This window comes from Jeotgalibaca sp. A127, from assembly GCF_052266745.1.
Classification (GTDB): Bacteria; Bacillota; Bacilli; order Lactobacillales; family Aerococcaceae; genus Jeotgalibaca.
In genome coordinates this window covers 40,374-61,910 of sequence record NZ_JBQPRC010000006.1, presented here as the reverse complement: position 1 = coordinate 61,910, position 21,537 = coordinate 40,374, and the positions used below count along the sequence as shown (strand labels likewise).

Annotated in this window: 21 protein-coding genes; 7 read left to right on the top strand and 14 right to left on the bottom strand. The window is 38.5% G+C overall.

Features of this window, described 5'->3' with window-relative positions; all coding sequences use genetic code 11:
* Positions 1 to 12 precede the first annotated feature (12 nt).
* Positions 13 to 942 carry a membrane protein insertase YidC gene (yidC, locus tag ACTVAI_RS07695; RefSeq protein WP_443472961.1) on the top strand — a complete coding sequence of 310 codons (930 nt, stop codon included), beginning with the start codon at positions 13 to 15 and terminating at the stop codon, positions 940 to 942.
* Positions 943 to 988: 46 nt separating this feature from the next.
* Here the strand turns inward: yidC and ACTVAI_RS07690 are convergent, their stop codons facing one another.
* The 3 genes from ACTVAI_RS07690 to gndA all read right to left on the bottom strand — a co-directional run bounded on the left by ACTVAI_RS07690 (position 989) and on the right by gndA (position 4,801).
* Positions 989 to 2,491, bottom strand: a complete 1,503-nt coding sequence (locus ACTVAI_RS07690; protein ID WP_443472960.1) for a HAMP domain-containing sensor histidine kinase — start codon at positions 2,489 to 2,491, stop codon at positions 989 to 991.
* 18 nt (positions 2,492 to 2,509) lie between these two features.
* Complete coding sequence (locus tag ACTVAI_RS07685) at positions 2,510 to 3,217, bottom strand: response regulator transcription factor (protein ID WP_443472959.1); 708 nt, start codon at positions 3,215 to 3,217, stop codon at positions 2,510 to 2,512.
* 153 nt (positions 3,218 to 3,370) lie between these two features.
* The gene (gene gndA / locus ACTVAI_RS07680) at positions 3,371 to 4,801 is read right to left on the bottom strand and encodes an NADP-dependent phosphogluconate dehydrogenase (RefSeq protein ID WP_443486322.1); all 1,431 of its coding nucleotides are present in this window, start codon (positions 4,799 to 4,801) and stop codon (positions 3,371 to 3,373) included.
* A gap of 172 nt (positions 4,802 to 4,973) precedes the next feature.
* On the opposite strand from gndA, the gene ACTVAI_RS07675 reads away from it, so the two are divergent.
* Positions 4,974 to 5,105, top strand: coding sequence for a DUF4044 domain-containing protein (locus ACTVAI_RS07675; RefSeq protein WP_443472957.1), 132 nt, complete (start codon positions 4,974 to 4,976; stop codon positions 5,103 to 5,105).
* Between the two features lie 67 nt (positions 5,106 to 5,172).
* On the opposite strand, the gene ACTVAI_RS07670 is transcribed toward ACTVAI_RS07675, so the two are convergent.
* The 6 genes from ACTVAI_RS07670 to rpmG form a co-directional block, all read right to left on the bottom strand.
* Positions 5,173 to 5,604, bottom strand: a complete 432-nt coding sequence (locus ACTVAI_RS07670; protein ID WP_443472956.1) for a pyridoxamine 5'-phosphate oxidase family protein — start codon at positions 5,602 to 5,604, stop codon at positions 5,173 to 5,175.
* 131 nt (positions 5,605 to 5,735) lie between these two features.
* Entirely contained in the window at positions 5,736 to 6,131 is a 396-nt protein-coding gene (locus ACTVAI_RS07665; RefSeq protein WP_443472955.1) for a rhodanese-like domain-containing protein, read from the bottom strand.
* Positions 6,132 to 6,214: 83 nt separating this feature from the next.
* Positions 6,215 to 7,186 carry an ROK family glucokinase gene (locus ACTVAI_RS07660; RefSeq protein WP_443486321.1) on the bottom strand — a complete coding sequence of 324 codons (972 nt, stop codon included), beginning with the start codon at positions 7,184 to 7,186 and terminating at the stop codon, positions 6,215 to 6,217.
* 33 nt (positions 7,187 to 7,219) lie between these two features.
* On the bottom strand, positions 7,220 to 7,906 hold the full coding sequence (locus tag ACTVAI_RS07655) for a rhomboid family intramembrane serine protease (RefSeq protein WP_443486320.1): 687 nt from the start codon (positions 7,904 to 7,906) through the stop codon (positions 7,220 to 7,222).
* Positions 7,907 to 7,942: 36 nt separating this feature from the next.
* Positions 7,943 to 8,488 carry a 5-formyltetrahydrofolate cyclo-ligase gene (locus tag ACTVAI_RS07650; RefSeq protein ID WP_443486350.1) on the bottom strand — a complete coding sequence of 182 codons (546 nt, stop codon included), beginning with the start codon at positions 8,486 to 8,488 and terminating at the stop codon, positions 7,943 to 7,945.
* Between the two features lie 56 nt (positions 8,489 to 8,544).
* Positions 8,545 to 8,694 carry a 50S ribosomal protein L33 gene (rpmG, locus tag ACTVAI_RS07645; protein WP_443472952.1) on the bottom strand — a complete coding sequence of 50 codons (150 nt, stop codon included), beginning with the start codon at positions 8,692 to 8,694 and terminating at the stop codon, positions 8,545 to 8,547.
* Positions 8,695 to 8,912: 218 nt separating this feature from the next.
* Between rpmG and ACTVAI_RS07640 the strand changes: the two genes are divergently transcribed.
* Entirely contained in the window at positions 8,913 to 9,281 is a 369-nt protein-coding gene (locus ACTVAI_RS07640; RefSeq protein ID WP_443486319.1) for a DUF6115 domain-containing protein, read from the top strand.
* 12 nt (positions 9,282 to 9,293) lie between these two features.
* The gene (locus ACTVAI_RS07635; protein ID WP_443486318.1) at positions 9,294 to 9,767 is read left to right on the top strand and encodes a hypothetical protein; all 474 of its coding nucleotides are present in this window, start codon (positions 9,294 to 9,296) and stop codon (positions 9,765 to 9,767) included.
* 42 nt (positions 9,768 to 9,809) lie between these two features.
* Here ACTVAI_RS07635 and ACTVAI_RS07630 read toward each other — a convergent pair whose 3' ends face one another.
* Positions 9,810 to 11,846, bottom strand: coding sequence for a penicillin-binding transpeptidase domain-containing protein (locus ACTVAI_RS07630; protein WP_443486349.1), 2,037 nt, complete (start codon positions 11,844 to 11,846; stop codon positions 9,810 to 9,812).
* 134 nt (positions 11,847 to 11,980) lie between these two features.
* Here ACTVAI_RS07630 and ACTVAI_RS07625 point away from each other — a divergent pair, with 134 nt between their 5' ends.
* Positions 11,981 to 14,638: a YfhO family protein gene (locus tag ACTVAI_RS07625; RefSeq protein ID WP_443472949.1), complete on the top strand. Its 2,658-nt coding sequence runs from the start codon at positions 11,981 to 11,983 to the stop codon at positions 14,636 to 14,638.
* Positions 14,639 to 14,662: 24 nt separating this feature from the next.
* Here the strand turns inward: ACTVAI_RS07625 and ACTVAI_RS07620 are convergent, their stop codons facing one another.
* On the bottom strand, positions 14,663 to 15,271 hold the full coding sequence (locus ACTVAI_RS07620; protein WP_443486317.1) for a superoxide dismutase: 609 nt from the start codon (positions 15,269 to 15,271) through the stop codon (positions 14,663 to 14,665).
* A gap of 153 nt (positions 15,272 to 15,424) precedes the next feature.
* Between ACTVAI_RS07620 and ACTVAI_RS07615 the strand changes: the two genes are divergently transcribed.
* Entirely contained in the window at positions 15,425 to 16,207 is a 783-nt protein-coding gene (locus ACTVAI_RS07615; RefSeq protein ID WP_443472947.1) for a DUF1189 family protein, read from the top strand.
* Positions 16,208 to 16,254: 47 nt separating this feature from the next.
* Here ACTVAI_RS07615 and ACTVAI_RS07610 read toward each other — a convergent pair whose 3' ends face one another.
* Entirely contained in the window at positions 16,255 to 17,574 is a 1,320-nt protein-coding gene (locus tag ACTVAI_RS07610) for a DEAD/DEAH box helicase (RefSeq protein WP_443472946.1), read from the bottom strand.
* Between the two features lie 121 nt (positions 17,575 to 17,695).
* Here ACTVAI_RS07610 and zwf point away from each other — a divergent pair, with 121 nt between their 5' ends.
* Entirely contained in the window at positions 17,696 to 19,189 is a 1,494-nt protein-coding gene (zwf, locus tag ACTVAI_RS07605) for a glucose-6-phosphate dehydrogenase (protein ID WP_443486316.1), read from the top strand.
* Positions 19,190 to 19,239: 50 nt separating this feature from the next.
* On the opposite strand, the gene ACTVAI_RS07600 is transcribed toward zwf, so the two are convergent.
* Both ACTVAI_RS07600 and ACTVAI_RS07595 read right to left on the bottom strand, forming a co-directional pair.
* On the bottom strand, positions 19,240 to 20,196 hold the full coding sequence (locus tag ACTVAI_RS07600) for a DHH family phosphoesterase (RefSeq protein ID WP_443486315.1): 957 nt from the start codon (positions 20,194 to 20,196) through the stop codon (positions 19,240 to 19,242).
* 11 nt (positions 20,197 to 20,207) lie between these two features.
* The gene (locus tag ACTVAI_RS07595; RefSeq protein WP_443486314.1) at positions 20,208 to 21,533 is read right to left on the bottom strand and encodes a DRTGG domain-containing protein; all 1,326 of its coding nucleotides are present in this window, start codon (positions 21,531 to 21,533) and stop codon (positions 20,208 to 20,210) included.
* Between the last annotated feature and the right edge of the window lie 4 nt (positions 21,534 to 21,537).

Sequence of the window (21,537 nt, the reverse complement as noted above, 5' to 3'; positions counted from 1 at the left end):
AGGAATGTTGATATGAAAATAAGCAAAAAAATCTTGTTTTCAGCGCAAATGCTTGCATTGGTTACACTGTTAACCGGTTGTATGCAATACGATGAAAATAAAAATCCTACTGGGTTCATTTATGATTACTTAGTAGTGCCTACAGGAAATGCGATTGTATGGCTTGCAGAATTGTTGGGTGGAAATTATGGCCTAGCTATTATCGCCATAACAATCATCGTTCGTGTCTTGATTATGCCACTTAACTTCAGTCAAATGAAGAAGTCCATGATACAACAAGAAAAAATGAAGTACATCAAGCCGGAATTGGAAGACATCCAACGCCGTCAAAAAGAAGCAACGACACAAGAGGAAAAAGCAGAAGTCTCTCAAGAAATGATGATGCTCTACAAGGAAAATAACATCAGCATGACCGGTGGTGTAGGTTGTTTACCAATCTTAATCCAAATGCCTGTTTTTACTGCGATGTACCAAGCGGTTAATTTGACACCTCAAATTGCCGAGAGCACTTTCTTGGGTATTAATTTAGGAAATCCAAGTCCTATGCTAGCTATTCTTGCCGGTGTTTCCTATTATTTCCAAAGCCGTATTTCCATGCAAGGTATGCCGGAAGAGCAACAAGCACAAATGAAATCCATGATGTTCATGAGTCCATTGATGATTTTATTCTTCTCATGGTCATCTCCAGCAGGTCTTGCTCTCTACTGGTTAGCAGGTGGTATCTTTGCAGTTGCCCAAACCTACTTGCAAAATCAATTGATTAAACCTCGTATCAAAGCTGAAGTTGCCGCTGAAATGGAAAAAAATCCCATTAAACGTCCAATTAAAACAGCTAAACCGGTAGCAAAGCCAGCAGTAAAACCTGCTAAAACTTTGTCTGCTTCTCAACAGTATAGCAAAAAGAATACAGGTAGAAACGCCGGAAAACAGCAACGCAAATAGAAAATTATTGACAAAAAGCCATTTCTCATCAGAGAAATGGCTTTTTTTAATATTCCCGTTCAATTGTATTGCGTTCTCTTTTAGAAGTTTCGATAAAAGGAAGTTGAATGCGAAAAACAGTACCGTGGCCTAAAGCACTTTCCACTGAAATATCCCCTTTATATCCCTCTAAAAGTTCTTTCGCAATCGACAATCCTAAACCATGCCCGCCTTTTTCACGCGAACGCGCCTTATCGATACGATAAAACCGATTAAAAACTTTCTGTTGGTCTTCTTGCGACATTCCCTCACCGAAATCTTGAATAGCGATTTGAATTTTCATTAAGGTTTCTGAAATGGAAATATGTATTTCTTTTCGATTCGTTGAATACTTAACAGCATTATCCAACAGAATTACCAATATTTGCTCCAAATGATTTCGATAAATTTTTACAGTTCGTTCTTCGCTCAGGTCATCGTCAAGAAAGAAATTAAAATCCGGATAAAGGATTTCAAAATTATGGAAAATTTGGGTGACCACATCACGGACTTGTGTCGTTTCATTTTGGTAGTGATCTTGTACTTGTTCAGCCCTTGATAGATCAAGCATTTCCTGTACCAAAGTTTTCATCCGCGTAATTTCATTCAATGAAGCTTTCAGCGATTCATCCAATACTTGCGGATCATCCTTGCCCCATCGATTAAGCAACTTCAAATGCCCTTCCACTATCGCAGTCGGTGTCCGCAGTTCATGCGAAACATCTTCCACGAACTGTTTTTGCTGGGTGACATATTTCCCCATTTTGTCCAATAAGGTGTTTATTTGAATGGATAAATCGGTCAATTCGTCTTCTTGGCGAGATTTGTTTACACTCAGTCTTGTTTCGGATAAATTGTCTTCTGTGATTTCGTACATTGTATCCGCCATTTGTTTAATGGGACGGAAAAACAATTGTGCAAAACCGTATCCTAATATAATGGACACTACAATTCCGATTAAAATAATCAGAAAAACGAGTTTATTAACCGATGCCATCAATTCATGAAAATCATACAAACGGAAAAAAACCTGCACATATCCTCTTAAAACTGAATTTGTTGGACTGACAATAGTGTCCCCCCCAACAAACCCTTCACGGCCGTTGAATTTGGTTTCTTCAAAATAATAACCAGAATTTCTGTTAAAGACAGAATTATTCTGTCTTGATTGATACAGCAAATCCCCGTCGCCATTAAATATCCGGATGACAATACCCTTATCTGTCAACTCTTCTAAATAAGGGACATTCCCCACCTTCACTACACCACGTGAGTTTGTAGAGACAGAGATTTTTTCAATTAAACTTTCCACATTATCACGGGTTAAACGTGTTTCTATTTGCCCAAACGTATCGGACATTTCAGTAACAAAAGCTTGTGCATCACGCTTTTCTTGTTCATATAAGCGGCTTCTGAATCCACTCAAAAGAATGGAAGGGACCAATAAAAAAATTAAAGCAAAAGCAATTGTTAAGCGAAAACCCCATTTCCAGCGAATGGATTTGGGGCTAATTTTTCTTCTGTTCGGCATATAAGTCACCTATTTATTCTAGTTCGAAGAGCGCATTACGTAACCTGTACCACGAACTGTCTGGATGTAGCTATCTTTTCCTGCAACGTCTATTTTATTACGTAAATAACGGATATAGACATCGACAACGTTTGTTTCAACTTCAGACTTGTAACCCCAAACTTTGTTGAGGAGCACTTGACGGGATAAAACGACATTAATATTTTCCATCAAGATTAACAACAGCTCGTATTCACGCTTTGTAAGCTCAATCTGCTCTTCACCGCGCTTAACAATACGATTTTCTTTTTCGATAACTAAATCGCGGTAAGAGACTGTTGTCTGTTTTACCTTACGTTGTTCTTCTTCAATGTCGATACGACGCAACAAAGCCCGAATACGAGCCAATAACTCTTCGATTGCGAATGGCTTGACAATATAGTCATCTGCCCCATGATCAAGACCTGATACACGGTCAATAACTGAATCGCGCGCAGTCATAATAATAATTGGAACATTTTTAATCGGTCGTAGACGGCGGCATACTTCAATACCGTTTAATTCCGGTAACATTAAATCTAAAAGAATCAAATCCCAATCTGAATCTAAAGCAGCTTCCAAGCCTGTACGGCCATTGTAGCAAATTTCGGTTTCATAACCTTCGTGCTTTAATTCCAATTCAATAAAACGGGCCAGATTCTTTTCGTCTTCAATGATCAAAATACGTTGGTTCTCTTTTTTCTCCATAGAAGTCTCCCTTTTCATCTCAATAAATATTATACGTTTGTAATTAAATTCTGTTTTCATTCTAACACATTTCCAATGAAATTCGTATCAGAATCATAAACATTCAAAAAAACAGCGGACGGCTGATGCCATCCGCTGTTTTGAGGGCAATGATTAGTCTTGTGGAACTTCTATTTCTTGATCCCATTCGAAGTGATAAGCGCCTGATTTATCAGTACGTTCGTATGTGTGGGCACCGAAATAGTCACGTTGTGCTTGAATAATATTAGCAGGAAGTGTTTCTGCACGATAAGAATCAAAATAAGCAATTGCAGATGAGAGAGTCGGTACCGGAATACCTGCTGTAACTGCCGTTGCAACAACTTTACGAACAGATTTGTTGTACTCTTTCGTGATGTCAGTGAAATATTCATCTAGCAACAAGTTGTTTAATTCAGGGTTTTTATTATATGCATCTGTAATATTTTGAAGGAAACGGGCACGAATAATACAACCTGCACGCCAAATTTTAGCGATTTCGCCATATTGCAGATTCCAGTCATTTTCCTCACTTGCAAAACGCATTTGTGAAAAACCTTGTGCGTAGCTCATGATTTTGCTGAAATACAAAGCTTGACGAATGCTCTCCAGAAATTCTGCTTTATCAACTGCAGGTTGCTCTTCTACTGAAGGCAAAATCTGACTTGCAGCTACACGCTCAGATTTCAATGCGGAAATGAAACGGGCAAATACAGATTCTGTAATTAAAGGAAGTGGAACACCCAAGTCAAGCGCACTTTGTGAAGTCCATTTACCAGTTCCTTTATTACCAGCACGGTCAAGGATAACATCGACCATCGGTTTCTCTGTTTCTGGATCATACTTTGTCAAGATGTCAGCTGTAATATCAATTAGGTAGCTGTCTAGTTCACCTTCGCTCCACTCTTTAAATACTGCAGCAATTTCTTCTACACTCATTTTCAAGAAGTTGCGCATTAAGTCGTAAGATTCTGCAATTAATTGCATATCGCCATACTCAATGCCGTTATGAACCATTTTTACATAATGTCCAGCACCGTCATTACCGATATATGCTACACACGGCGTACCATCTTCAGCTTTAGCAGCTATTTTTTCTAAAATCGGGGCTACCAATTCGTAAGCTTCTTTTTGTCCGCCCGGCATAATGGAAGGTCCCTTCAATGCGCCTTCTTCTCCACCCGATACACCCGTTCCAATGAAGTTTACACCAGAGTTCTCCAATTCTTTATTACGACGAATTGTTTCTTGGTAGAAAGTGTTCCCACCATCAATCAATACGTCTCCTTTATCTAAATGAGGCAATAACGATTGAATCGTTTTGTCAGTAGCGGCTCCAGCTTTTACCATCAACAAAATACGTCTTGGTTTTTCTAATGAATCCACGAATTCTTCAATCGTATAAGTAGGTACCAGATTTTTATCCGGATTCTCTTTAATGACTGCTTCCGTTTTGGATCCTGTACGGTTAAAAACGGATACTGAGTACCCTCTACTCTCAATATTTAAGGCAAGATTTTTACCCATAACGGCCATACCTACGACACCTATTTGTTGTTTAGACATATTTAATACTCCCTTCACGATAAACACATTCTACTCTAAGGATAATCCTATCAAAAAAGCCTTAAAATGGGAAGTAAAGTTTAAAATCAAATGACAAAAATTGAGAAATGTTTACTTTTTTCATAGAATCCTGTAGACTTAATTATGAAATTAAATAAAGGTGGGAATTCGTTTGGCAAAAAAAACAAACACGACTACTTCCAAGACACGTAAATTTTCAAAGATTATCATTTGGCTAATGGTATTAGCAATGGTTGGTAGTATGTTCATTTCAGTTCTGTATTCACTTTTCTTCAATCTATAACTCCCGCTGTCATTCTAAATGTAAAAAAACCAATTACCTTGTTAGCTAAAGGTAATTGGTTTTTATTTTACTCAGCATCAATACTGAAAACGTAGCGGTGCCCTTGGGTTAAGCTGTGGTAAAAACCCTCTCCCTGATACAGTTGGAATACTTGCGCACCTTGGCGTTCAGATTCATCTGGATAGACATGTTTTACATAAGGATTGTCTTGCAATAGTTCCTTCAGCATACTTTTGTCTACCTTACGGACTTTCCCTTCAATCCGGATGACTTGCACTAAATAGCCTTCTTCAGACATTGCCGTTATAGCAATATTTGGATTTTGTGATAATTGTGCATAAAAATTTGTTTTAGGATGAGTCATGAAAAAGACGCCTTGCTCATTGGCGACTCCAATATGGGCATGGCGGGCATGCGGCTTACCATCTTCGTCAACAGTAGCAAAAACAGCGACTTTCATCTGTTCTTGCAATATCTTCATTACTTCTTCGAGTTTCATCAAAACACTCCTTTTTGCCTAATAGATAGTAGTAGTATAGCATATTACACCTATTCACTTGCGTGTTTTTTCACAATTAAAAATAAAAGCCATTGTCCTTATTTAGAAGAAGGACAGTGGCTTTTTATTTATTATCTACCTTTTTTGATTTTACCATCCCAATTATCGTATCCACCCTTGAGTGCATAGATATTTGTGTAGCCTTTTTTCTTCAAAATTGCTGCAGCACGACCTGAGACAATATTACGTTGGTCATAAAGATAAATAGGTTGATCTTTACGAAGTTCAAGATAACGTTCTTTGAATTGCGAAAAAGCAATATTACGTGCTCCCAAGATATGACCCGCTTCAAATTCTGGGGATTCCCTAACGTCAACAATTTGAACCTTGCGCATATCTTGACGGAATTCTTCAGGAGTCAAGACTTTAGCGGCTCTTCTACCTTCAATAAAGCGATAAAGCCAAAAGATTCCATAAATGATTAAACCAGACCATAAAATAATAGAAAAAATATCAAAACCATTCATAACGACTTATTCCCATCCTTCCATAAACAATACCTCTTAATTCTACACAAATTTAAGATATTAATCTATGATTTTCTAATTTTTCAGTTTATAACACCTGTTTTCACTAAATAACTCGCCCCGATGACACCTGCATCATTGCCTAATTCTGCAATTTTAATATGTGTTGTTTCTCGAACATTCGGGAACGAAAATTCGGAAAAGTTATTTCGTACCTTCTCGAGCAGAAACTCTCCTGCGTTAGAGACGCCCCCACCGATAACGATGAATTTGGGATTGAGGATGTTCCCAAGGTGACTACAAGCCAAGCCTAGATAATAAGCAAATTCTTCAACAACCATTTCAGCTAAATCATCACCTTGTTTAGCTAAATCAAAAACTTCCTTGGAAGTTATCTCCGCACCATCATCCACCCTTTGTTTCAACTCAGATGCTCCTGCATATTCTTCGGAGAATTTACGGGTTAAATTTAAAACGCCTGATGCTGAAGCAATCGTTTCAAGACAGCCTTTTTTCCCACACGTGCAATCAAATCCATGCTTAGGGTCAACTGTAATGTGCCCGATTTCTCCCCCAGAATCTGCAACACCATGAACAAGCTGACCATTGGCTATAACACCACCACCCACACCCGTTCCAAGCGTTACGAAAACCACATTATCATCATCCGCACCTGCGCCTTGCCATTTTTCTCCCAACGCTGCCACGTTTGCATCATTGTCGATGAAAAAAGGAAGTCCAGTTGCTTCTTCTATCGGTTCTTTAACTTCAACTATTTGCTTCCAGTTTAAGTTATATGCACCATAAACGGTTCCATTTCCCCGGTGGACAGCTCCAGGTGATCCCATCCCGATACCCAGAAAATCATCAGCTGTCATTCCATATAATGCCATGCGATGTTGAATGGATTCGATTATATCGGGAACAATATGAGTACCATTATCTAAAATATTGGTTCCAATACTCCACTTTTGTTGAATTTCTCCATTTTGGGTTAAGATTGCAAATTTTACAGAGGTACCACCTAAATCGATACCCAAGATTTTTTTAGTCATGATTCAAGCCTCCTAAAATTACCGTATCTTATATTATTTAAAACGCATAAAACCAATCACTATAAACATAACTAATAAAGCGATATACCCAAGTGCCGCTTTTAATCGCGTACTGTTAGCCACAGGCGCTAAATTTGGTACATCAATGAAGAAGGCTGCTAAGGCTCCTCCTATGGCGCCACCAAAATGACCCCAATTATCAATTCCGGAAGAAAGAAAACCAGTAAAGAAGTTTAATACAATAAGTATCAGGAATCCTTGTGCCATACTACGCAGTGTGTAGTTATGGGGATAAATCCTGCCCAAGACTACTGCGGCAGCGAATAGACCAAACAATGAGGTACTTGCACCTGCTGACACGGACGCAGAAAAACCAAAACTCATCACGTTACCCATGATGCCACCTAATAAATAAAGTAAAAAGAAGCGCCAACTTCCATAAATCCACTCTAATTGGCTCCCTAAATAATAGAGAGTAATACTATTCATCAGAATATGAGTGAAACCAATATGGATGAATATCGGTGTAACGAAACGCCACCATTCGCCGCTTATAATGGCTGGACTGAAATTAGCACCATATTTAATTAAAGTGTAAATGTTGGTTGTCCCGCCATCGAAAGACATGACAATAAAGACCAGTATTTGAATTGCAAAAAAAACATACGTTACAATTGGTTGGTTCTTTCGAAAATAATTGCGAAAATTTATATTTCTCATAAGTTTCCCTCCCAGTTAACCTATGGCCATTATAGTTCATCTCCAGGCTATGAACAATTTCTTTACAGGTATATCGAATGGTTCCACTAATGGATTAACCCGCTCATCTAATTGGAATGGGTATAAAAGCGAACAGGTTGCCCCTTCATAATCGGCCAAATAACGATCATAATAACCACCGCCAAAACCAACACGATAGCCAGCTTCATTGTAAGCCAGACCTGGAACAATCAACAAATCTATTCCCGCTTTTGGTTGCTCCGTGGTCCGGATTTTGGGTTCCATTAATCCAAAACGACTTAATTCCAATTCAGTCTCAGGGCTATAACGATAAAAAGATAATTGCCTATTCCTCCCACTATAAGGAATAAAGACATCCTTCCCCGCAGACCAGGCTTTTTGAATAATTGCTTGCGTTTCAACTTCTGGGTGACGGGAAAGTGTTACCCCTATCGTTTGAGCATTATTCCATTCTTCACTCGATACAAGCTGTTCCAACAAATTTGAATCGTACTTATTTCTCTCACTATCAGTAAGGTGGGTTAACTTTTCTAATATGAATTGTCGCATATCTTTTTTCATCAAGAACAAGAAACCCCTTTCTTTTTGTAATAAAAAAACAACAGGAGGACCTGTTGTTATTTAACTTCACGGTGAAGAGTTACTTTTCTTTCACGTGGGCAGTATTTTTTGAATTCCAAACGATCTGGGTTGTTACGTTTGTTTTTCTTAGAAAGATAATTACGTTCTTTACATTCCGTACATTCTAAAGTAATGTTAAGTCTCATTTTTCTAACCTCCAAACATAAGAAAATTGAAGAATACTAGTTCTTCTTGCACGTTGCATTGTATCATTTCCCAAGCTAAATAGCCAGTCTTTAATCACAACTGTTATTATTATACACACTTTCCCCTGGAAAAAAAAGAGAAACTTGCAGTTGCACAAAGTAATTTAGCGTATTAGAATATTAGAAGTGATTTAAACGTTTAGAATTGAGGTGAAAAAATGGAATTATGGCCAATTGTCATCGTCTTATTTGCTTTAGCAATTATCCTTTTAGTTGTTTCTTTCTTTGTAAAGGAAGATGATGATGGAGTAATTACCGAAGTAGCAGAATTTACACTCCAAATGACAGAAGAAATGCATATTTTAAAGACACGCGTCTCGCAATTAGAAAAAGCGTTGGGAAATACAGAAACGGAGGATCAATCGATCACCGTCAAAAAACTTAGTGACGTTACTAAACAACAAGTTCTGTCTCTATACAAAAAAGGTAAAACATTCGACGAGATTGCAGAACAACTTTCCTTGCCGGAAACAACAGTCGAATTAGTAATTGATAACCATCAAGACTCACTAAAAGAGGAACAATAGAAAGGAACCATCATGAAAAAAGATAAATTACGTTTTCTGGCCTTGGGATTCTTTCTTTCTGCGCTCATCATGACGTTGTTCCAGCTAGTTGGTAACGTTGGAACAACCAAGGATACTGAATCTGCTATAGCGGTCGAATCCTCTATCGAATCAAGTATTTCCTCAACGAAAGAAGCTAGACCAGGAACGGTTAATAATAGTGAAATAGAATCGAGTCAATCATCATCTCAAGCTGAATCTTCAGAATCTGGAAATTCTCAGGAAGAATCTGATGAAAGAGATTCCTTTGAATTTATTGTGAATGAAGGTGAGCCTTCATCGGTCGTAATCGAGAACCTCTATACAATTGGTTTGATTGAAGACCCTGAAGAAGCACAAACATACCTTGAAGAACATGGCTTATTGAATAGTATTCAGTATGGTACTTATGAACTTTCAAAAGAAATGTCCGACACAGAAATCCTGGATACTTTAACCCTACAATAATAAAACGCCACTCCTAACTATGAGGAGTGGCGTTTTAGTTATCTAAAATCCAAAATAAGCATCCAAGGTTGCTTTTACGATATCTCCAGCTGGAAGTACCGATTCATCACGAATGTACGGTACAATCACAGCTACGGCTATTTCCGGGTCTTCATAAGGTGCAAATGCCACATAAGTAGAGTTAGTCGTTGGTTCATTGATTATTTTCTCAACTTCTCCCTGGTAGAAGGATTCCCCGGAACCTGTTTTCCCTGCGACTCCAACTGGATAATTACCGAAGTTATTATAAGAACGACTTCCAAAATCGTGCGTTACTGCCCAAAAGCCTTTATGAACACGTTCAAATGCCTCAGGATCAACGTTAACTTGATTCATGATCAATGGTTCTTTTGCCATTTCAATTTTTCCTAGGCTTCCATCACTTTCCGTTCCCCGAATTTCTTTCACTAAACGCGGCGCATAACGCGTTCCTTTGTTGGCGATTGTCGCGGCGTACTGTGCTAACTGCATAGCCGTGTAGTTATCGAATTGGCCAAATGATTCATCAAGAATCGCTCCGGAATTTGGTGGAATTCCCAAGTACCCCGTGGATTCAAACGGCAAATCTATACCTGTTTTTACACCAAGTCCAAATTGCGCATAATGAGCACGTAAAGTCTCAAGTGTATAGTCAGGATCTATTGATAAAGGAATTTCATGGCTATAATTATTTTGTCCACCAATCATCATGGCAATTTTCATCATGTAAACGTTAGATGATTTCTCCAACGCTCCAATGTCATCGAGTTCAACACGTCCCGTACGATTAAAAAGAGAAGATTTTGTAGGGGAACCTTGAAACGTCATTGGTTCATCCAAAAGAACATTGTTATCGAAGTCAATGACCCCCGACATGTAACCCGTCAGGACGGTTGCCCCCTTCATGCTGGATCCAACAATAAAGTTTTCATTCAGAACACCATGAACACTGTCTGATATTTCTCCAGTAGTTGCATCAATCTTCTTCCCAGTCATTCCAATGACGTCACCGTTTCTGGGATCCAGTGCAACGATATACACACGATCATTCCACGTATCTTGACGACTTTTCAAAAAGTCAGTTGCAACTTTTTCGATTTCTTTTTGGAACTCGATATCAATTGTCAATATCAGATTGTCTCCTGGTTTGCCTTCATAAGTCTGGGTCGTCGCAACAATATCCCCATCCTGGTTCGTAACAGTGTCGTAGCGGGATTTTGTACCACGCAATACCGTTTCATATTGTTGCTCTAAATAGGCATTTCCAACTCGATCATTACGCGAATAACCCATTGCTAAATAAGTTTCCACCAAATTGGTCGGTATCCCCGTTTTTTCGGAGGTTACACCGCCAAAAATAGTTGCCAATAGTTCACCATTTGGGTAGACACGGGTCCAGTCTTTAGAAACTTCTACACCATTGAGACTGGTTAAATTCTCGCTGACGACAGCTAACTCCTGATCAGTAACATCCATATTTTTAATATTTACTGTTGTCAATGAAGTAGCACTATTCATACTTTTAAATATTGCCACTGCAGTCATTTCCTTCTCAGAAAAGGCGATGTCATCTGCGGTTATTTTAGATAGTTCCACTTCGTAAACTTCGGCACCGGAAAGTAATTTTTCTTCTTCCGTTAACCTATCCAAAAGTACTTCGCGATTATTGGCGGCCCAAAAATCTTTTCTGTCCCGCTCGGTTACTCCTTCTGTATCAACAGAGATCATGTCCGCAAGCATCGTAGCCGTTTCTGCCATTGACGAGGCACTATCATTGGTTCCACGTGTATAGGTGATTGAATGTTGTGCTTCATTTCCAACAAGGACATTGCCGTTACGATCATATATAAGACCACGAGGGACCGTTTGCGTTATAGTAGTTGTTTCTGTTCTCCTTACAATTGCTTCAAATTCTTCTCCACGGATAATTTGTAAATAGCCCAAACGGACGATTATTGCCGAAAAAAGGATAAAAACAATGAAGAACAGCAAGTTCAATCGAAAAGGTATATGCGACTTTAATTTGTTACTTTCGCGGTTCCATTTATCCAATATACACACTCCTGGTTCTTTCATTTTCAATACCCTATTATATCAAAAAGATGATTCAATTCAACGGTAACTCGAAAATGCAAAACTTTCTTTACTATGTTATTTTATAATGTAAGTGCAACTGTCTGAGGAGGAACTATGTCATGTCGCTAAATCTGAAATCTAAATATAGCCCAAAGATGTTATTGTTATTATCCTTTGGTTTACCTTTTATTATTATGACTATCATTTATATGGCCATGGGTGTCTATCCCGCGGGAAAGGAAACCTTGCTAACCATTGATTTGGCCCAGCAGTATGTCGACTTTTTTAGTTATTATCGTCATACACTTTTAAACGAACCCCAAGCGCTCTTTTATTCATTTGCAAAAGGAATCGGAGGTGAGATGACTGGCTTGTGGTCCTATTATTTAAATAGCCCGTTTAATATTTTAATGCTCTTATTCCCGCAACGCTTGCTTCCGGTGGGTATCACCCTTTTAATATTAATAAAAATTGCCAGTTCTGGACTCTCGTTTGGCTATTTATTATTGAAAAAGTTTCAAGGAAAAGATTTATTGGTACCCTTATTCTCCTTATCTTACGCTTTAATGGGATATGTCATCGTTAATCAATTACATGTTATGTGGCTGGATAGTCTTGTATTCCTGCCTCTCATTGTTCTGGGTCTGGAAAAAATAGTTGATGGAGAACGTGGTTATTTTTATAGTTTGACACTGGGGCTTGCCTTATTTTCCCAATACTATCTTACTTATATGATTTGTTTATTCCTGATCCTTTATTTCCCCTTTGCTTTAATGAAACAGAAATATACTGCAGAACTTCATTCTCAAGAAAGAGCCAAATTCTACTGGAATCGTTTCTGGAAATTTTCCATTTATTCCTTATTAGGAGCTGGAACTGCAGCTTTCTCATTAATTCCTAACTTTGTTTCCTTATTGGGTGGAAAAGCTTCACATACGAGTGAAATTTTAGATTGGCGTTTCAAGTATCCTTTTCCTGAGATACTTTCGAAATTTTATATTGGTGCTTTCGATTTTGACCAACTTCCATCGGGGCTACCAAACATCTTTATTGGAACCGTTGCTTTGGTGAGTTTTTTGTACTATTTAATTAATCCAAAATTTGCATGGAAAGAACGTCTCGCAGCTCTAGCCATGACGCTGTTTTTTATATTTTCGATGAATGTCGATATTTTGAATAAAGCTTGGCATGCTTTTCAAAATCCAGCTTGGTATCCGTACCGTTTTTCATTCGTAGTTTGTTTCTTTTTTATCCTAAACGGCTTTCGGAGTATGAACCAAACAAAAAAATTTCCTCTTTGGTTCGCAATCACGCTCTTAGTTGGTCAAACAGCAAGTGCCTTTTATGTCTTAGAAAAAAACTTCTCTTTTCTGGAACCTCTACAAGTACTGGTGACCGCCTTGTTTTTAGTTCTTTTCCTTGTTCTCTTTCTGCTCCGTGAAACAGACTATAATTGGTTGCCACTTGTCATGTTGGTTATGACCGTTATCGAGATGAGCGCAAATGCTACCATTGATTTAGTTCGTTTGGGATATGTAGATATGGCGCCCTTGAATGACTACCAATCTGTTCTCAATAATATGTTAGATGACATCAAACCAGGTGAAGATGAGTTTTATCGCATAGAGAAGACTTTTCAGCGGTCTAAAAACGATAGTTTCCAAGCTAATTATCCCAGTGTTTCTCATTTCAGTTCAACATTTGAAGCAGAAGTCCCTGCTCTGTTTGGACGTTTAGGTTTTCCAGAAAGTAGCTTTGTCATTTCTTATTCTACCGGGACACTAATTACTGATGCTTTTTTTGGCGTTCGCTACTATGCAGAAAATAAACCTATATCTGATGATTTAATTGATAATGACAGTTATTATCATATCCGCCCGAATGCCAACCGACCGGATTTTGCACACTATCACCCCTATTCTGAATCATTGCGAACTAAAACTTACGAAAACCCCAATGCTTTTTCATTAGGGTTTACAGTCCCAACAAAAATGAAAACAGTAGAATTGCTGGATGGCCAGCCCATGGCTAATCAAGAAAAAATTATGCGGGCACTCTATTCCGAAAATGTTAATGAACCTTTCTTTACAAAAGAAAATATTGATAGTATCATCACTCAAAACATCGCCACCGGGGGTAATGAAGAAATCAATAAAACCTATACTAAGGAAAATCTGGATAAACCTGCTTTCATCGAATTACAGTTCACAACCCAGTCTGAAGAACCTTATTATCTCGTTCTGGATTCCCGTATTGACGAAGACAATGCCGATTTTAGGTTAAACGGCGAATCTTTCCCTTATTACAAATCCTATCGGACGGATCAAATTTTTAACCTGGCAAGCGGGTCTGAGAACGAATCAGTCCAGTTTTCGATTGAATTGAAAGAAGATCTTTTAACCTTAAGGGATTTAAATCTCTTCCGTTTAAATTTATCCCAATTCAATAAAGTTATGGCAGATATAGAAGATAATCAAATGACTATTGATTCGTTTAGTCAAACAAATATTGAAGGAAATGTAACGGCAGATAGCACTTCAAGTGTTTTAATGTTTACTATCCCTTATTCCAAAGGATGGTCTGTTTCAATTGATGGTGTACCGAGTGAAACATACGCAGTACTCGATAGCTTGCTTGCAGTTGACATCCCGCCTGGTAACCATTCTGTTCGATTAACATATAGAACACCTTACCTATGGGTTGGAATCGCCACCTCAGTTGCCTCACTCATTATCCTCTTAATTTTAGACAAGAAAAAATACCGTTCCCCTTTTTAACAGGGAACGGTATTTTTATTTAATTTATTTTGCAGCAGCGTAACGTTTGTTAACTTCATCCCAGTTAACCAAGTTCCAGAATGCAGCAATGTAGTCAGCACGAACGTTTTTGTAGTTTAGGTAATAAGCATGCTCCCAAACATCCAAGCCAAGAACTGGTGTCTTGCCTTCTGAAAGTGGGCTGTCTTGGTTTGGTGTAGAAGTAATTTCTACCTTACCATTATTTACTACTAACCATGCCCAACCTGATCCAAAACGACCAGTTGCTGCAGTTGCAAATTGGGATTTAAATTCATCAAAACTACCAAAAGCTTCTTCGATAGCATCTTTAATCTCACCTGTAGGTTCGCCACCACCGTTTGGTGATAGAATTTCCCAGAACAATGAGTGGTTAGCATGACCGCCACCATTATTACGGATAGCCGTACGGATATCTTCTGGAACAGCATTCAAGTCGCTCAATAATTCTTCAATGGATTTGTCAGCTAATTCTGGATGTTTTTCCAATGCAGCGTTTGCGTTGCTTACATATGTAGCGTGATGTTTTCCGTGATGTAGATGCATTGTTTCCTCATCGATATGTGGAACAAGTGCATTGTGTGCATATGGTAATTCTGGTAATGTGAAAGCCATTAAAAATTCCTCCCAAAAAGTTGTATTTTAATTACATTACGTTCATGATACCATTCGAATTCGAAGAATTCAAAAAAATTGCTCACTATTTTGTTGCGTTGCGTTTTTATTATTTTTTCGCTAAGCTATACTTATATTTTTATAGAGAAGAGTGTGATTATTATTTCTATTTTTCAAATAATCCTGAATGTATTTATGTTTCCGGAAAATCTGTGGAAGATTACGAGCCTAACACGAAAAAAAGCGACTGCAATTTTCCTGCTTTTTGGACTCATTACAGGAATCCCCTATGCCACAGCAAGTATCCAGAGTATGGAAATCATCGGCAAGGATATGCAAATTATTTCAGAAAGATTACCCGCCTTCATGGTTGAAGGGGGCGAGTTAAAACTTCAGGAAAACCTCAACCAAGCGCTTGTAGTGAAATCTGATAGTGCAAATTTCATCATAAACAGAGAAAAAGCACCTAGCCAAGCGCTTGTTCAAAGAGAAATTGAACGGGCACCTATTTCGTTTTTGATGGAAAGAACGTACTTAAGAATTGCTACACCTGAAACACACTTCGATTTATCATACTCCCTTCTAGAAGGAATGACTGAAGAAACCCTTAAAGCGATGTTAACCGATTTCGGTTCTTTGAATGCATACACCTTGATTCCTGTTATGATTGTTAGTTTTTTGGTCGGAATTATTGATGGTGCTTTTCAAATTGTTTTAATTGCTTTGATGGCTAATATTCTCTCGTTACTATTCCAGATGAGATTGCCGTTCAGTCAAAATTTTAAATTAGTTCTGGTTGCTTCATTCATCCCAACACTTATCCTAACGATAATGAATGTGGTAGGGATATTCCCGGCAGCTCAAACCGCGATTATTAGCATGATCACTTTATATATCTACTATAAAGGAATTGTCCAGCACATCAGAAAATTATAATGACAAAAGAGAGGGTGAGATCTATTATCTCACCCTCTCTTGTGCTACTAACGTTTCTTTTTACGGTTCCCATCGGAGCCTTTGTTTTTTCTAACCTGTTGTTTAATTTGTTCATTTAAACGGCGTTTATAACCTGGCTTGACATTCTTCTTGGCTTTTTTTACCATGCCCTTGATTCGTGGATCCACTTCTTCAGGGTTTTTGGATACGCGTTTATCGCGATTTCTGCGATCATCCGTTTCCACAAAACCACCATCTTTGATAGTAACAGTCTGGAATTTAATGCCCACTTTTTCTAATGCTTCAACATTTTCCAGTTCGTCCGGCCCATAAAGTGTTATTGCCGTTCCAGGCAAATTTTTACGGCCTGTACGCCCAATCCTATGCACGAAAAATTCTGTGTCTTTAGGAATCTCATAGTTTACTACATGTGATACACCTTCGATATCAATTCCACGAGCTGCCAGGTCCGTTGCAACCATATATTGGAATTCCATATTATGTACACGACGCATAATACGTTTCCGCTCACGGGCAGGAATATCACCGTGAAGAACTGCCACTTCATATCCGCGCCCTCTTAGCTCATGGGCAATTTCGTTTACTTTTTGCTTCGTATTTGCAAAAATAAGCGTGAAGTATGGTTGGCCAATCGATAACGCTTGGTCTAAAACGTCTATCTTGTTGCCGCTCTTAGTTGCTAGCAAGTAGTTAGCTATTGTGGGAGCGATGACTTGTTTGGGTTCCAGATTGATTACTTGTGGATTTTCCATATATTTTTTTAGGAAAGGCTGTAATTTTTGTGGAATTGTCGCTGAAAAAACAAGCATTTGTAATTTTTTAGGCATGCGACTAGCGATTTGGTCAACATCATGTAAAAAGCCCATATCTAAAGTCATATCCGCTTCATCTACTACGAAAGCTTGTGCAGTATGGATTTTTAAAACCTGCTCATTAATCAAATCTAAAATTCGACCAGGTGTTCCAATTACAATATGCGCTTGTTGTTGTTTTAATTTTGCGATTTGACGTTGTTTGTCTGTTCCACCCACGAAATTCGAAATTCTAATTTCTTCAGGAGCGTGGGATATCAATTGACTTGTCACTTGATAAAGTTGTTCCGCTAATTCACGGCTTGGCGTTGTGATGACGACCTGTGTTTCAGCGCTGGCTGCATCCACATCATTGACTAGTGGAATTAAGAAACTGTGGCTCTTTCCTGAACCAGTCTGTGACTTACCTACAACACTCTTTTTGGCTTGGATAATAGGAATAATTTGTTTTTGAATCTCAGTTGGTTCCGAAAAACCTAGCTCCTCGATTGCTTTCAATATAAAGGGCTTTAGATTATATGATTCGAATTTCATTGCACACCTCTTGTCTCTCTTGTTGTTACGTGTCATTATAGCACAAAACTTGTTGCAGATAAAAAATGATAATAGTATAATGTATAAATGAACATTTCTAACTAAATTGAGGAGGTTTCTCATGAATACCGAGATCAGCGCATTATTCACCATATTTGGTGCAACTGGGGATTTAGCCCATCGCAAATTGTATCCATCTTTATACCATCTTTATAAAAAAGGCTTCATTAAAAATAACTTTGCTGTCATCGGTACGGCACGTCGCGAATGGTCAAATGATTATTTCCATGAAGTAATTGCTGATTCTTTGAAAGATGTAGTAGAAAATGAAGAAGAATTAAAAGCATTCACTTCCCACTTCTATTATATTTCCCATAACGTAAAAGATGCCGACCATTATGTCGAGTTGAAGAAACTTTCCGATCAATTAGATGAAAAATATCAAACCAATGGTAATCGTATATTTTACTTAGCGATGGCACCGCAGTTCTTTGGAACAATCGGAAATATGCTTAAAGCTAATCATTTAATCACAGAGAATGGTTTCAACCGCCTTATTATCGAAAAACCTTTTGGTCATGACTTAAAATCAGCAACTGAATTGAATGAGCAATTAACCCGCTCGTTCTCAGAAGACCAAATTTACCGTATCGACCACTATTTGGGCAAGGAAATGATACAAAATATTTCCGCTGTCCGTTTCTCTAATATGATTTTTGAAGCGTTATGGAATAACAAGTATATCGACAATGTACAAATTACCTTATCTGAAACCGTTGGCGTCGAAGACCGGGGAGATTACTACGACCATACAGGTGCTTTACGAGATATGGTTCAAAATCATATTCTACAAATTGTTGCACTTTTAGTCATGGAACCGCCATTGTCCCTCAATGGTAATGATATCCGTAATGAAAAAATAAAAGCATTGCGCTCTTTACGCCTTTACGAAAACGAAAAAGATGTAATCAATAATTTTGTACGCGGTCAATACACTGCTGGGAATGATCAAGCAGGTTATACGGATGAACCTAAAGTGAATCCAGAATCAAGTACTGAAACATTCGTCGCAGGCAAAATTATGGTTGATAATTTCCGTTGGGCAGGCGTGCCTTTTTATGTAAGAACTGGAAAACGGATGTCCCAAAAAGATACTTATATTCACATTCAGTTCAAACACGTTTCCATGAACCTTTTCCCTACTGAAGGGGTTGAGGAAGTCGCTCAGCCAAACATTTTGACCATTCACATTTCTCCTCTTGAAGGATTCTCATTGCGGTTGAATACGAAACGCGTTGGACAAGGTACAGAAATGAAGAATATTCGGATGCATCAAATCCTTGACGAACAAACCGTTTCAAATAGCCCAGAGGCATATGAACGCCTTCTACTGGATTGTTTAAATGGTGATCCAACCAACTTTACGCATTGGAAAGAAGTTGAACAATCCTGGAGATTTATCGACTTCATTCGTAACGCTTGGGATCAAGATGAGGAGCACATCTACGAGTATGCAAGTGGTACAATGGGACCCAAAGAAAGCTATGACCTATTGCATCAGGATGGATTTGACTGGATCGAATTTAACTGGTCAACGAAATACAAAAAAAAATAATTTAAATGACAAAAGCGGCTGGTTTAACCAAGCCGCTTTTGTTATTTACTTTATTTTTGCCAAGCAACTACTAATTCATCAAATTCACGAATTATTTCTTCAATTTCTGCTATATCTGCAGCATTCGCTCCACTAGCCAAAGGATGGCCTCCCCCACCATGGCGCTTCGCCACTTCATTAATGACGGGTCCCTTGGAACGCAATCTGCAACGGAAGCCTCCGGTTGCTTGCTCAACAAATATCCCCCAACAAACGATGCCTTCAATTGTACCCGGTAGAGGCACAACGGGTGCAGTATCACTATCGTCAGCTCCAAATTGCTCCAGAGCTTCTTGTGTCAGAATAACATGGGCAACCCCCAAGTCGTTCACTTCGATGTTTTGTAACACATAGCCCGATAAATTAGCAATCTTCTTGGAATTGGTATTCATCATCTGACCCATTTCCGAAGCAGAAAAATCATATTCCATTAATTCAGAAACGATACGCATTGTCTTGGAAGTTGTGGCCGGATAGAGGAATCGTCCTGTATCACCGATAATCCCTCCATAAAATAAACGAGCAGCTTCCGTATTCATGGGTAATCTGGCATCTAGAGAGATGGCTAGGTCAGCGATTATTTCACTACAGCTACTTGCCTGGGTATTTACTAAACTAATATCCCCATAAATATCTTCGTCAGGATGATGATCTATCTTAATGAGGAATTTACCTTTAGTATATCTTTTATCGTCTATGCGGGGACGATTGGCCGTATCGGTAATGATAACCAAGGCATTCTCATAAGCTTCATTTTCCACTTGATCCATTGTCCCCATAAAAGACAAATTTTCCACATCTGTCCCCACTGCATAAACTTTCTTTTCAGGGAATTTTTTAGTAATTAAAGCTTTGAGACCTAATTGCGATCCAAGTGCATCTGGGTCTGGTCGCACATGACGATGAATAATAATTGTGTCATATTCCAAAATTTTAGCGTAAATTTCTTCAAATAAATCGGTTATCAAATAACTTCCCCCTATGTTCGTTCCATCATTTGGCAAACAACTATAGCCTTAGCCACAATCGAATTCTCTAAATAAACTTCCACATCCAACTTAGACGAGCGTCTGCCCACTTCAAAAACAGTTGTGTGAATGTCAATAATACCGTCAATTTGAATCATTTTAAAGTGATGGACATCCATTTGTTCAATTACAGCATTTCTTTTTTGGAACTGAAATAAAACTTTTTTACTTACACTAGAAATAACTTCACATAACACCCCGAAGGAAACAGTTCCCAAGTTATTGGTCATCTGGGGAGTGATTTGGAATTGGTAAACCGGCACACCTTTTTCCTCAATCATTGTATGGCTGACTTCCAGCCCTTCCAGAATTTGATCCTCTATTGTATTCCCGACTTGTGGTTGTCTTTGGGCTAACTGCATGGCTTTCATGACATCCTGACGGGAAATAATACCCAACAACTGCAAATTGTCTTTAACAACCGGCATCACTTCATAGCCATCCCAAATCATACGGTGAGCGATACTTGCTACACTCATGTGTTCTTTTGCTATGATGGGATCTTTTGTCATAACACGTTCCATCGTAATGGAATCTGCTTTCCCGAGTATATCTTTTGCCGTAATAACGCCTACTAGGCGCATATTGTGGTTGACAACCGGGAAACGAGAATGTTTACTTTCATGGTTTAATTTACGATAATCCAGAATCGTATCGTCTATTTTTAGATATCTCGTTTCTGCTAATCGTGTATAAATATCACCAACAAGCATGATTTCCTTTTTGATTAATTGATCAGTCATTGCCCGGTTAATCATGGTCGCTACCGTAAAGGTATCATAAGTCGTTCTTAAAATGGGCATTTCTAATTTGTCAGCCAAGGCAACAATTTCCGGTTCTGTTTCGAAGCCACCGGTAATCAGCACTGCTGCACCATTTTCAAGCGCATAACGCTGAATGTCATTCCGGTTACCGACTATCATCAAAGAGCCAGGACTTATATAGCGATCTATCGCGTCTTTTTGCATAGCCCCAATAATGAATTTACTTAACGTTTTATCCAGCCCTTTTCGGCCGCCCAAGATGTCACCTTCAATGATATTTGCGATTTGGCCAAAGGATAGCGTTTCGATATTTTCTTTATTTTTTCTTTCTATCCTTATCGTTCCTACCCTTTCAATAGTGGAAACGAGACCATTATTTTCAGCTTCTTTAATTGCTCGGTAAGCTGTCCCTTCCGACATTCCCATATTCTTGGCAATAGTACGGACTGACAGTTTTTCTCCAACCGGCATGGATTCGATATATTGGATAATTTGTTCATGTTTAGTTGCCATTAAG